Origin of the sequence: Thermus igniterrae ATCC 700962 (assembly GCF_000376265.1) — a bacterium.
GTDB lineage: Bacteria > Deinococcota > Deinococci > Deinococcales > Thermaceae > Thermus > Thermus igniterrae.
Genome location: NZ_AQWU01000059.1, coordinates 15059 through 27225, shown reverse-complemented (window position 1 = coordinate 27225; position 12167 = coordinate 15059). Strand labels below are relative to the sequence as shown.

The following is a 12167-nucleotide window of genomic DNA, read 5'->3' as shown; positions in this document are numbered from 1 at the left end:
AGGCCTACCCTTCCCGGAGCCGCTCGGGGTGGTGCTTCTGCCAGTAACGCACCAGGCCCTGGAGGTTCATGTAGGGGGGGTCCGCCAGCTCGTAAAGGCGCATCCCCGCCTCCTCCACCCCGGCCCGCCTCAGGCCCTCCCGCCAGTAGGCCTCAAAACGGGGGGTCATGGCCTCCAGGTCCAGGCCCTCCCTGAGCCGGCCCAGGGTCCAGCCCGCCCAATCCTCCAGGACCTGGCGCAGGGCCAGGAGGTGGGCCTCCACGTCCCCGTAGGGGCCGAAGTGGGTGAGGTAGAGGGCCTCGGGCCTGAGGGCCAGGAGGCGGTCCAGGGAGGCGTACCAGCTCTCCAGGTGGATGTCGGGGGGTGGGGTGGGGGGCAGGACAGGCCCCGGGGCGATGCGCACCCCGGCGATGTCCCCGGCGAAGAGGAGGCCCTCCACCAGGTAGGCATGGTGGTGGCTGGCGTGCCCCAGGGTCTCCAGGGCCTGAACCTGCACCTCCCCCAGGTCCACCCGTTCCCCATCCTCCAGCACCCGCACCCGCTCTGGGGGGATGCCCCTAAGCTCGCCCCAGAGGGGCTTGAGGAGGTGGCCGTAGATGCGCTCCGCCGAGGCCAGGAGCTTGGAGGGGTCCACCAGGTGGGGTGCTCCCCTGGGGTGGACGTAGACCGTGGCGCCCAGCTCGGCCAACCGCCAGGCGGCCCCCGCGTGGTCCAGGTGGATGTGGGTCACGAAGACGTGGCGCACGGCCTCGGGCTCCACCCCCTCAGCCCTTAGGGCGGCCACCAGCTGGGGGTAGGTGCTCTCGGGGCCGGTCTCTATGAGGACGGGGCCCTGAGGGGTCTTGAGGAGGAAGCTGGCGATGACCCGCTCTGCCCCCTGGAAGTGAAGGTCCAGGACCTTTACCACCGCCCTTCCTCCTTGGGGCCGATGCGGGTGTGCAGGGTGCCCACCCCCTCCACGGCCACCTCAATGCGGTCCCCGGGGTTTAGGGCCCCCACCCCCTCGGGGGTGCCCGTGAGGACCACGTCCAGGGGCTCGAGGGTCATGAAGCCCGAGATGTAGGCCAGGATCTCGGCCACGCTGAAGATCATCTGCGAGGTGTGCCCCTCCTGGCGGAGCGTCTCGTTCACATAGGTGCGGACCCAGGTGTTCTGGGGATCCAGGTCGGTCTCAATCCAGGGTCCCAGGGGGAGGAACTTGTCCGCGCTCTTGGCCCTCACCCACTGCAGGTCCTTTTTCTGCACATCCCGGGCGGTGATGTCCACGGCGATGGTGTACCCCAGCACGTGGTCCAGGGCCTTCTCTGGGGGAACGTGGCGCATGCGGTCCCCGATGACCACGGCCAGCTCCCCCTCGTAGTGGAGCTCCTGGGTGAAGGCGGGGTAGGGCACGGCATCCCCGGTGTTCCAGGGGTCCCGGGGGTTGCCGGGATGGGCCAGGGTGTTGGGGCCCTTCAGGAAAAGCCCCGGCTCCTTGGGGAGGTCCTCCCCGAAGTCGTGGCCCATCTCCCGGATGTGCTCCCGGTAGTTTCGCCCCACGCAGACGATCTTGCTGGGGGTGGCGGGCACCAGAAGCCGCACCGAGGCCAGGTCGTAGCGGCGGCCCGTGGGGTTGCCCCCGGGGCCGTCGGTCTCCAGCACGGTCTCCCCCTCCAGGATGCCCCAGCGGCCCTCGTTGAAGCGCAGGATCTTCATGCCCTAAAACTACCACCTTCCCCGGAGGATTTGCAGGCCTCTCAGGGCCACCACCCCCGCCACCAAAAAGCCCCCAAGCCGCCCCTCCGGAGGGGCAAGGAAAAGGAGGGCCAGGTAGCCAAAGATAGCCCCGAAGGGGATGGGGTAAACCCCCCGGCGCCGCCACCGCCAGTAGAAGAGGTGGTAAAGCCCCGCCACGGCAAGGCCAAGCCCCGTGGCCAGGAGGGCCTCCCTGGGTAGCCAGGCCAGGAAGAACCCCAGGGAGGGCGCAATCCCCCCACCGCCCCGGAAGCGGAAAAAAACGGGCCAGCAGTGCCCCGCCACCACCGCCACCCCCGCGTAGGGCCGCCACTCCGGGGGGGTGAGGAGGGCGGCCAGGACCCCCTTGCCCAGGTCTATGAGGACCACCAGGGCCGAGGCCAGGGGCCCCTTGCGGCGGAAGACCCCTGAGCCCCCGGGCAAGTCCTTCCCCCGCACCTCGGGGAAGAGCAAAAGCCCCCCCACCAAGGAGCCCAGGAGGTAGGCCAGGAGGAGGTAGCCCATGCCCCCATTCTTGCAGGAAGGGCCTAGGTTGGCGTATCCTGAGAATGGAAGTTTCCATGAAGCGCTTCCAGACCCAGGGAACCCCATCATGAAGAAGAAAAAGCCCACCATCCACGAGGTGGCCGCCCGGGCCGGTGTAGGCCTGGGCACGGTGAGCCGGGTCCTGAACAACCACCCGGCGGTGCGCCCGGAAACCCGGGCCCGGGTGCTGAGGGCCATGGAGGAGCTGGGCTACACCCCCAACCCCCACGCCCGCAGGATCGCCGGGGGCCGGAGCTACACGGTCTCCGTCCTCCTGCCCTTCGTGGCCACGGAGTTTTACCGCCGGCTCCTGGAGGGGATTGAGGGGGTCCTTTTGGAAAAGCGCTACGACCTCGCCCTCTTCCCCATCCTCTCCCAGGCCAGGCTCCGTCGCTACCTGGAAAGCACCACCCTGGCCTACCTCACCGACGGGCTGATCCTGGCCTCCTATGACCTCACGGAGCACTTTGAGGAGGGCCGCCTCCCCACCGACCGCCCCGTGGTCCTGGTGGACGCCAAAAACCCCCGCTACGACTCCGTCTACCTGGACAACCTCCTGGGGGGACGGATGGCGGGAGCGTACCTGACCCGCTTCCCCGGGGCCATCTTCGCCGTCAAGGTGGAGGAGGAGCCCGACCGGGCCTTCCGCCACACGGTCTTCGCCGAGCGCATGCAGGGCTTCCAGGAGGCCTTGGGAGCCGCGGGCCGTCCCTTCCCCCAGGACCACCTCTACACCACGCGGCTTTCCCAAGAGGGGGGGCGGCTCGCCCTGCGGTACTTCCTGGAAAAGGCCTCCCCGCCCCTCAACGTCTTCGCCGGGGCCGACCTGGTGGCCCTGGGGGTGCTGGAGGAGGCAGAGCGCCTGGGCCTCACCCTGGGCAAGGAAGTGCGGGTGCTGGGCTTTGACGGCCATCCCTTCACGGAGGAGCGGGGGCTTTCCACCATCGCCCAGCCGGTGGAGGCCATGGGGGCCCGGGCGGCCCAGCTCCTCTTGGAAAGGATGCAGGGCTACCAGGGCCCACCCCGGGAGGTGCGGTTTGAGCCGGTCCTGGTGGAGCGGGCCTCTACCGGAACTCCCCCGGCGGTGCCCTACCTCCCCTAAGGAGGCCCCATGCGGCTGGAAATCCTGGCCAACCTGGTGCGCTGGAGCATGCTCCTGCCCGTCCTCGGGCTCCTTTTGGGGGCCTTTTACTTCGCCTGGCACGCCCTTAAGGAGGCGGCGGGGGCGTTGGGCCAGGACCTGGAAACCGCCCTCCCCGCCCTGGTGGGCGCTGTGGACCTGGCCCTTTTGGCGGCGGTCTTTCTCATCTTTAGCCTGGGGCTTTTTGAGCTTTTCATCCGCCGGCTGGACCTCCCTCTGGAGAACGTCCTTTCCGTGGAAAGCCTGGCCGACCTCAAGGGCAAACTGGGCCAGGTGATCGTGATGATCCTGGTGGTGAAGTTCTTTGAGAAGGCCATGGCCTTCAAGCCAGAGGCCGCCCTGGACTTCCTCCTCTTCGCCGGGGGGGTGGCCCTTTTGGCCGTGGCCCTCTGGCTCACCCGGGCCAAGGAGTAGTGCTCGTCTACCTGGACCAGAACTACGCCAGCCGCATGGCCAAGCACCTTTTGGGCCAGCGGGGGCACGAGGCCTTTGGCCGCCTCTTCCGGGCCATGCGGGGGAAGGCCCTGGCCCCGCCCAGTCCCTTCCACGTGCTGGAAACCCTCCATCCCATCCGGGGCCCCGAGGAAAAGGCGGGCTACCTCCTTCCCGCCCTGCGGGAGGTTTTTGGGGCCCTTTCCCAAGGGTACTGGGTGCGCCCCTGGCAGGAAGTGGCCGCCAGGCAGGCCCGGGGGCTCTTCCGGGAGGACCTCCTCTGGCGCGGAGGGGGCTGGGAGACCCCGGCCGACCTCTCCCCTTTCCAGGGCTTGCCGGCCCTCCTCCAGGGGCTACCCTATGGGGAGGCCCTCGAGGCCGCCCTTAGGGAGATCCGCACGCGAACAGGGCTCAGGGAGGTCCCCTTCGTGCGCCTCCTGGCAGGGTTGCTGGCCCGCATGGCCTCTGACCCCGGCCGCAGGCCCCGTCCCTCCGACCTCCTGGACGCGGTGATGGCGGCCACGGTCTACCCCTACGTGGACCTCCTCCTCACGGACCGCTACCTGAGAAACCTCCTGCCGGAAAGGAGCGTGGGCGGACGGCAGAAAGAGGTGGAGGCCCTGGTCAGGCGCTTTGCCGGGGAGTAGACTCCTTGCCGTGAAGGGGATTCAGGACCCCCGCCTGCTGCCCATCGCGGAAAAGGTGGAGGCCGGCGAACGCCTCACCTTTGCCGAGGGGCTTGCCCTCTACGAGACCCGTGACCTCCCCACGCTTATGCGCCTGGCCAACCTGGTGCGGGAGCGCAAGCACGGCAAGAAGACCTACTTCGTCCATTCCATCCGCGTCTCCCAGACCAACATCTGCTACGTGGGGTGCACCTTCTGCGCCTTCCAGCGCCGCTTCGGGGAGGAAGGGGCCTGGGACTGGGAGGTGGAAGAGGTGGTGGAGTGGGTGCGGGCCCGCTACCAGCCTGGCCTCACCGAGATCCACATGACGGCGGGCCACCACCCCAAGCGCCCCTTCCAGTACTACCTGGACCTGGTGCGGGCCCTCAAGGAGGCCTTCCCCGGGGTCCAGGTGAAGGCCTGGACCGCGGCGGAAATCCACCACTTTTCCAAGATCGCCCGCCTGCCCTACAAGGAGGTGCTCCAGGCCCTGAAGGAGGCGGGTCTGGACGCCATGCCGGGCGGAGGGGCGGAAATCTTCGCCGAGAGGGTGCGCAGGCAGATCGCCCGGGCCAAGGTGAGCGCGGAAGGGTGGCTGGAGGTCCATCGCACCGCCCACCTCCTGGGCATCCCCACCAACGCCACCATGCTCTACGGCCACATAGAGACCCTGGAGGAACGCCTGGACCACATGGACCGCCTGCGCCGCCTCCAGGACGAGACCGGGGGCTTCATGAGCTTCATCCCCCTGGCCTTCCAGCCCGACGGCAACCAGCTGGCGCGGGAACTGGGCAAAAGGACCTTCACCACCGGCCTGGATGACCTGCGCAACCTGGCGGTGGCCCGGCTTTACCTGGACAACATCCCCCACATCAAGGGCTACTGGGCCACCCTGACCCCGGAGCTGGCCCAGGTCTCCTTGGACTGGGGGGTGACGGACATTGACGGCACCCTCATTGAGGAGCGCATCGTCCATATGGCGGGAAGCCCCACGCCCCAGGGGCTTTCCAAGCGGGAGCTGGCCCGCATCATCCTGATGGCCGGACGGATTCCCGTGGAACGGGACGCCCTCTACCGGGAGGTGCGGGTCTACACCCAGGTGGAAGCCTGATGGCCTACGTCTTGGGGGTGCCCCGCTACGCCAACGTGGCCCCCCTCTACCGCTTCCTGGAAGCCGACGGCTGGACCCTGCGCCACGGGGTACCGGCGGAGCTGAACCGCCTGGTCCTCTCGGGGGAAGTGGGGCTTTCCCTGGTTTCCAGCTACTTTTACCTGAGGCACCAGGAGGCCCTGGGCCTGCTCCCCGACTTTTCCGTGGCCGTGTTGGGCCGGGTCTACTCCGTGAACCTCTTCCACCTGGGCAGGCTGGAAGGGCTCAAGCGGGTAGCCCTCACCACGGAAAGCGCCACCAGCGTGGCCCTCCTGAAGCTACTGCTCAAGGAACGGGGGGTAGAGCCCCAGTACGTACGGGAGGAAGGGGGCCTCGAGCTCCTGGGCCCCTACGACGGGGTTCTCCTCATTGGGGACCGGGCCATCCAGGCCTACGCCGGCCTCCTGAGGGAACTCCCCGAGACCCCCCACGCCCTTCCCACCCGCTTCGGGGAGGTGGCGGTGGTGGACCTCTCCATGCTCTGGTTCGCCAGGACCCGCCTCCCCTTCGTCTTCGCCGTCTGGGCCTACCGCAAGGAAAACCCGCCGCCCCGGGAGCTGGTCCAGGCCCTGCGACGGGCCCGGCGGCAGGGGTTGGCCCACCTGGGGGAGGTGGCCCGGGAGGAAGCGGAGCGGCTTGGGGTGCACCCCGCCCTCATGGAACACTACCTCTGGAACTTCCGCTACCACCTGGAGGAGCCCGACCGCCTGGGTCTCCTGGCCTTTGCCCAGGCCCTAGGCCTGCCCTTCGCCCCGGCGTACTATCCGGGATAGCACTGAACCCGGACAAACACATGTGAGACTCTGGGCTGGGATAAAAAGAGGGGGACCGACTCCGGAAGGAGGCCCCCCGAGTGCAGCTTACCACGGTTGGCAAAGCGATCTGGCGAGGAGCGAGGAAGGCCCAGGAGCTGGAGATGGCGGGGGCCGGCGACCCCCTGGTCCAGGAACGGCTGCGCAAGCTCAAGCAGGTGGAGGCGTTCAGGAAGCACGGGGTGAGCTGGCCCGAGATCCAGGCCCTGGTGGGGATCAGCCGGGCCACCTATCACCGCTGGCGGAGCAGGCTCAAGGACGAAGGACTTAAAGGCCTTCTTCCGAAACCCAAACGCCCCAAACGCCTACGGCGGAAGGTGCACTGGACCTCCGAACTCCTCATCGCCACCGAGGACTTGCGGAGACAAAACCCCACCTGGGGCCGCTGGCCCATCTGGTGGAGCTTGAGGAAGGGAGGTTTTGAGGTCAGCGAGCGCACCGTGGGCCGCATCCTCGCCCATCTGGAAGCCAGGGGGCGGGTGGAAAGGGTGGCCGCCTTCCTGGCCCGGGCGAGGCGGGGCAAGGGGAGGCCAAGACCCCAGAGGCCCTACGCCCAGAGGAAGCCCCGGGGATACGAGGCCAGGGCGCCCGGGGACCTGGTGCAGTTGGACACCCTCACCGTGACCCTAGGGCCCGGGGAGGTGGTCAAGCACTTCTCGGCCCTGGACCTGGTCACGCGCTTCTCCCTGGCCCAGGTGCACACCAGGGCCACGGCCAACCTGGCGGCGGGATTCCTCTCCGCCCTCGTGACCAAGGCCCCCTTCCCCATCCGGGCCGTCCAGGTGGACGGGGGGAGCGAGTTCATGGCCGAGTTTGAGGAAGCCTGCCGGAGCCTGGGAATCCGGCTCTTTGTGCTGCCCCCACGGAGCCCGAAGCTCAACGGGCACGTGGAGCGGATGCAGCGCACCTTCCGCGACGAGTTTTATACCCTGCCCTTGCCAAGGGGGCTTGTGCGCCTGCAGGCCGAGCTGGACGCTTATCTGGCGTACTACAACCACCGCAGGCCCCACATGGCCCTGGGGGGGCTGGCGCCCCTGGAGTTCTTGGCTAAAATGCAAGCGGAGTCGGTCCCCCAGTCTCAGATGTATTGACCGATTACAAGCACTTGACTTTATAAAGCGCTTTGGATATCCTACCCTAAGGGCCCTGGGCCCTAAGGAGGCCAAGATGCGTTGGAACCTGGATCCAGCCCATACCAGCGTGGAGTTTTCCGTCCGCCATATGATGATCGCCACGGTGAAGGGTACCCTGAACCTCAAGGAGGGGTACGTGGAGACCGACGCCACGGGGAAGCCGGTGCGGGTAGAGGCCCGGCTGGACGCCCAGAGCATCCACACGGGGGTGGCGGACCGGGACGCCCACCTGCGCTCCGCAGACTTCCTGGACGTGGCCAACCACCCCGAGATCCTCTTCCGGAGTGAGCGGATCACGCCCCTGGGAGAAGGCCGCTACCGGGTGGAAGGGGAAGTCACCATCCGAGGCACTACCCGGCCCCTGGCCTTTGAGGTGGAGACCCACGGGCCCGCCAAGGACCCCTGGGGCAACGAGCGCCTGGGCGCCCACTTTGAGGGCAAACTGAACCGCAAGGACTTCGGCCTCACCTGGAACGTGGCCCTGGAGATGGGCGGGGTGCTGGTGGGGGAAGAGGTGCGCTTCAGCGTGGACACCCAGGCGGTAAAGCTCCAGGAAGCGGCGGTGGGCTAGATGACCTTCCCCAGGCGGCTCCTGGGCCTCTCCCTGCGGGTGAGGAACCTGGGGGCCGCCCTCGCCTTCTACCGGGACCTCCTGGGCCTTAGCCTGGAGGCCGACCCTCCCCTTTACCGCTTTTTTCCCGAAGGGAGGGGGTTTTACCTGGACCTGATCCACAAACCTGAGGCCCCCCTAAGGCCTTACCCCTCGGTAGGGCTTTACCACTTCGCCCTCCTCCTACCCCACCGCAAGGACCTGGCTGGGGTTTCCCGAAGGCTTCTGGAAGCGGGGGCCTTCTTTGAGGGGGCAGCGGACCACGGGGTCTCCGAGGCCCTCTACTTCCGCGACCCCGAGGGAAACGGCCTGGAGCTTTACTGGGACCGCCCCCCAGAGGCCTGGCCCAGGGAACCCCTGATGTTCACCGCCCCCCTCAACCTGGAGGGGTTGCTTGGGGAGACCCCCCACCCCACCCCTCTTCCCCCGGAAACCCGCCTTGGCCACCTCCACCTGCACGTGGGGGACCTCCGGGAGGCAGAGGCCTTCTTCGGGGGGAGGCTAGGCATGGCGACCACCCTGCGCACCTACCCCGGGGCCCTCTTCTTCGCCTGGGACGGGTACCACCACCACGTGGGGGCCAACACCTGGGCCAGGGGACAGAGGGCCCCCGAAGGGGCCACGGGGCTTCTGGGCTACACCCTCCTGGCCCCCTGGGGGATGGAGGAGGAGTTCCTGGACCCCTGGGGCCACGGGGTGCGCTTGACAAGGGGACCAGAGCCCGCCTAAACTTGGGGGCAATATGCGGAGGCTAGGGCGCCACTTCGGCTTTTATTATCCCGCCGGGGGCGCCCTGCGGCCCGCATAGAGGCTTTGCCGCAAAAGGGCGCCCCAAAAGGGGCGCCCAAGTTTTTTGGGAGGGGACCATGCTGATCGTGATGAAGCGAGGGTACCAGGAGGCGGAGCTGGAGGAGGTCATCCGGGAGATTGAGAAGGTGGGGTACCGGCCCCACGTGTCCCGGGGGGTGGAGACCACCCTGGTGGGGGCCATCGGCAAGGGCCCCACCCCGGAGCTCATGGAGCACTTCCGCGCCCTGCCCGGGGTGGCGGAGGTCATCCCCATCTCCAAGCCCTGGAAGCTGGCGAGCCTCGAGGTCCAGCCCTTCCCCACCGTCTTGGAGTTCGCCACGGGCAAAACCGGTGGAGGCCACGTGCTGGTGGCCGCGGGCCCCTGCGGGGTGGAGTCCCGGGAGCAGACCCTCAAGGCCGCCCGCTACGTGAAGGCCCACGGGGGCGGGATGCTCCGGGGGGGAGCCTTCAAGCCGCGCACGAGTCCCTACGCCTTCCAGGGACTGGGGGAGGAGGGCCTCAAAATCCTGGCCGAGGCCCGGAAGGAGACGGGCCTCCCTGTGGTCACCGAGGTCCTCTCCCCCGAGCAGGTGGAGCTGGTGGCGGAGTACGCGGACGCCCTGCAGATCGGCGCCCGCAACGCCCAGAACTTCCCCCTGCTCCAGGCGGTGGGGGAGGTACGAAAGCCCGTGCTGCTCAAGCGGGGCATGAGCATGACCCTGGAGGAGTTCCTCATGAGCGCCGAGTACATCCTCTCCCGGGGCAACATGCAGGTCATCCTGGTGGAGCGGGGCATCCGCACCTTTGAGAAGGCCACCCGCTTCACCCTGGACGTCTCCGCCGTGCCGGTGCTCAAGAGCTGGACCCACCTCCCCATCTGGGTGGACCCCTCCCACCCCGCGGGCAAGCGGGACTGGGTGATCCCCTTGGCCCTGGCCGGCCTGGCCGCGGGGGCCGACGGCCTCATCGTGGAAACCCACCCCGAGCCGGAAAAGGCCCTCTCCGACGCGGCCCAGCAACTCCACGAGTGGGAGTTCGCCGAGCTCATGCAAAGGGTCCGGCGCCTGGTCCAGGCCCTGGACAAGACCCTCTCCGCCCCGGTCCTGGGATGAAGCCCTTTTTTCGCAAGGTGGGCATCTTCGGCGTGGGCCTCCTGGGGGGGAGCGTGGCCCTGGGCCTCAAGGAGCGCTTCCTGGCGGAGGAGGTCCACGCCTACGACCAAGACCCGGTGGCCCTGGAAAAGGCCCTCTTCCTGGGGGTAGCCGACCGGGTGCACACCCAGCTGGGGCCCTGGGTGGCCGAGCTGGACCTGGGGGTCCTGGCGGCCCCCGTGGGGGCCCTCCCGGCCCTGGGGGAGGCCCTGGCTCCCCTGGCCCACCCCGAAAGCCTCTGGACGGACGTGGGTAGCGTCAAGGGGGAGGTGGTGGCGGCTTTGGAAAGCCGCCTTCCCCACTACCTGGGGGGGCACCCCATGGCGGGGAGCGAGCGGGCGGGGGTGGAGAACGCCCACGCCGGCCTGTTGCAAAACGCGGTCTGGGTGCTCACCCCCACGGACCGGACCCCCCTCCGGGCCAAGGAAGGGGTGCGCCGCCTGGTGGAGGCCCTGGGGGCCTACCCCCTGGAGATGCCCCCCCTCCTCCACGACCGGCTGGTGGCCCGCATCTCCCACCTCCCCTACCTCCTGGCGGTGGCCCTGAACCGCATGGTGGCGCAGAGCCCCCACCGGGACCTCCTCATCTTCCTGGCCGCCGGGGGCTTCCGCGACCTCACCCGGGTGGCCTCCGGGTCTCCCAGGATGAGCCGGGACATGGTGGTGGCCAACAAGGAGGCCCTCAAGGAGGCCATAGAGGAGCTCCGGGCCGTCCTCCTGGAGCTGGAGGAGCTTTTGGAGGCGCCCGAGGCCCTGCTGGAGGCCGCCGAGGCCGCCAAGCGCACCCGGGACAGCCTTCCCATCGTGCGCCGCAGCCTCCTGCCCGAGATGCACGACCTGGTGGTCCAGGTGCCCGACCGTCCCGGGGAGATCGCCCGCATCGCCACCGCCTTGGGGGAGGCGGGGGTGAACATAAAGGACATCGAGGTCCTCACCATCCGGGAGGCGGCGGGGGCCCTGCGCCTGGGCTTCGCCACCCGGGAGGAGCGGGAGCGGGCCAGGGCCGTCCTTCAGGGCGTGGGCTACCGCATGCCCTAGGAGGCCTCCCAGGAGCCCGTGTGGCGCTCCACCCGGTCCTTACCCCCGGCCTTGGCCCGGTAAAGGGCCCGGTCGGCCCGCTGGTAGAGGTCCAGAAGGTCCCCGCGGTAGCCCGCCACCCCAAAGCTGGCGGTGACCCCTAAGGCCTTCAGCCCTTCCCGCAGGCGCTCCGCCAGGCGCTCCGCCTGAAGGGGGTTGGTCTCGGGTAGGAGCAGGGCGAACTCCTCTCCCCCCCAGCGCCCCACCAGGTCCTCCCGGCGCACGTGGGCCACCAGGTAGCGCCCCACCTCCTTGAGGAGGCGGTCCCCCTCGGGGTGGCCCCGCTCGTCGTTGATGCGCTTGAAATCGTCCAGGTCCACCAGGACCAGGCTGAAGGGCGCCCCGCCCCGCTCCACCCGGGCCGCCTCCCGTTCCATGGCCATCTCCAGGGCACGGCGGTTGGGGAGGCCGGTGAGGGGGTCGGTAAGGGCCTGGTCCCGCCAGAAGCGCACCTGGCCGTAGAGCTCGCGGAAGCGGGCCAGGAGTAGGGTGAGGGCCAGGAGGACGGGCTGGGCCAGGGCGAAGTGGGCCCAGGTAGGGGAAAAGCCCCGGCCCAGGGCCAAGGGGAGAAGGAGGAAGAGGAAGGCCCAGGCCGCCCCCTGGAAGACCGCCCTCCAGCCCCGGTAGCCGAAGGCCACCAGGAGGTAAAGGCTGGGGGTCCAGAAGCCCAATACCACCCAGGCCTCCCCCACCCGCCCCAACTCAAAGAGGAAGTAGGCCCCCAAGGCCGGGACCAGGCGGCGGGGGGCCTCCCGGGGCCCGGCGCGCAGGGCCAGCAGGAAAAGGCCCAGGAACACCGGATAGAGGTATCCCTGCCAACCCCGGGGAGGGTAAAGGAGGACCTGGAGACCCATCCCCGCAAGGAGGCCCCCCCAGGTGAGCCAGTAGAGCCCACGGGCCAGGCCCTCGAGGCCCCCCTCCGCTTCCCGGGAGAAGCGTCCCATGCCTT

At 68.9% G+C, this 12167-nt stretch carries 13 protein-coding genes and 1 pseudogene; 10 read left to right on the top strand and 4 right to left on the bottom strand.

Translation table 11 applies throughout. The features are described 5' to 3' along the window. Positions 1-4 precede the first annotated feature (4 nt). Genes B128_RS0105390 through B128_RS0105380 form a run of 3 tightly spaced genes read right to left on the bottom strand, consistent with a single transcriptional unit; the run spans position 5 to position 2238 of the window. A complete protein-coding gene (locus tag B128_RS0105390; protein ID WP_018111256.1) occupies positions 5-907 on the bottom strand; it encodes an MBL fold metallo-hydrolase in 903 nt (300 codons plus the stop codon). Next, positions 901-1695: a fumarylacetoacetate hydrolase family protein gene (locus B128_RS0105385; protein WP_018111255.1), complete on the bottom strand. Its 795-nt coding sequence runs from the start codon at positions 1693-1695 to the stop codon at positions 901-903. Before B128_RS0105385 ends, B128_RS0105390 begins: the two co-directional genes overlap by 7 nt. Positions 1696-1704: 9 nt before the next feature. Next, positions 1705-2238 (bottom strand): glycerol-3-phosphate acyltransferase, encoded by a 534-nt coding sequence (locus tag B128_RS0105380; RefSeq protein WP_018111254.1) that lies wholly within the window; start codon positions 2236-2238, stop codon positions 1705-1707. 88 nt (positions 2239-2326) lie between these two features. Here B128_RS0105380 and B128_RS0105375 point away from each other — a divergent pair, with 88 nt between their 5' ends. The 10 genes and pseudogenes from B128_RS0105375 (at position 2327) to B128_RS0105330 (ending at position 11179) form a co-directional block, all read left to right on the top strand. Next, positions 2327-3361, top strand: a complete 1035-nt coding sequence (locus tag B128_RS0105375; RefSeq protein ID WP_018111253.1) for a substrate-binding domain-containing protein — start codon at positions 2327-2329, stop codon at positions 3359-3361. A 9-nt stretch (positions 3362-3370) separates the two neighbouring features. Beyond that, a complete protein-coding gene (locus tag B128_RS0105370; protein WP_018111252.1) occupies positions 3371-3814 on the top strand; it encodes a YqhA family protein in 444 nt (147 codons plus the stop codon). Continuing rightward, a complete protein-coding gene (locus tag B128_RS0105365) occupies positions 3814-4479 on the top strand; it encodes an NUDIX hydrolase (RefSeq protein ID WP_018111251.1) in 666 nt (221 codons plus the stop codon). The genes B128_RS0105370 and B128_RS0105365 overlap by 1 nt, the downstream gene beginning before the upstream one ends. A gap of 10 nt (positions 4480-4489) precedes the next feature. Beyond that, positions 4490-5608: an aminofutalosine synthase MqnE gene (gene mqnE / locus B128_RS0105360; protein ID WP_018111250.1), complete on the top strand. Its 1119-nt coding sequence runs from the start codon at positions 4490-4492 to the stop codon at positions 5606-5608. Then, positions 5608-6420 (top strand): menaquinone biosynthetic enzyme MqnA/MqnD family protein, encoded by an 813-nt coding sequence (locus B128_RS0105355; RefSeq protein WP_018111249.1) that lies wholly within the window; start codon positions 5608-5610, stop codon positions 6418-6420. Before mqnE ends, B128_RS0105355 begins: the two co-directional genes overlap by 1 nt. A gap of 80 nt (positions 6421-6500) precedes the next feature. Continuing rightward, a pseudogene (locus B128_RS0105350) lies at positions 6501-7576 on the top strand (integrase core domain-containing protein). A gap of 50 nt (positions 7577-7626) precedes the next feature. Continuing rightward, complete coding sequence (locus tag B128_RS0105345) at positions 7627-8163, top strand: YceI family protein (protein ID WP_018111247.1); 537 nt, start codon at positions 7627-7629, stop codon at positions 8161-8163. Continuing rightward, on the top strand, positions 8164-8931 hold the full coding sequence (locus B128_RS0105340) for a VOC family protein (RefSeq protein WP_018111246.1): 768 nt from the start codon (positions 8164-8166) through the stop codon (positions 8929-8931). It begins immediately after the preceding gene. 137 nt (positions 8932-9068) lie between these two features. Continuing rightward, complete coding sequence (gene aroF / locus B128_RS0105335) at positions 9069-10103, top strand: 3-deoxy-7-phosphoheptulonate synthase (RefSeq protein ID WP_018111245.1); 1035 nt, start codon at positions 9069-9071, stop codon at positions 10101-10103. Beyond that, on the top strand, positions 10100-11179 hold the full coding sequence (locus B128_RS0105330; RefSeq protein ID WP_018111244.1) for a prephenate dehydrogenase/arogenate dehydrogenase family protein: 1080 nt from the start codon (positions 10100-10102) through the stop codon (positions 11177-11179). Before aroF ends, B128_RS0105330 begins: the two co-directional genes overlap by 4 nt. On the opposite strand, the gene B128_RS0105325 is transcribed toward B128_RS0105330, so the two are convergent. Continuing rightward, a complete protein-coding gene (locus tag B128_RS0105325) occupies positions 11176-12162 on the bottom strand; it encodes a GGDEF domain-containing protein (protein WP_018111243.1) in 987 nt (328 codons plus the stop codon). The two genes, B128_RS0105330 and B128_RS0105325, sit on opposite strands and share 4 nt — an antisense overlap. Positions 12163-12167 lie beyond the last annotated feature (5 nt).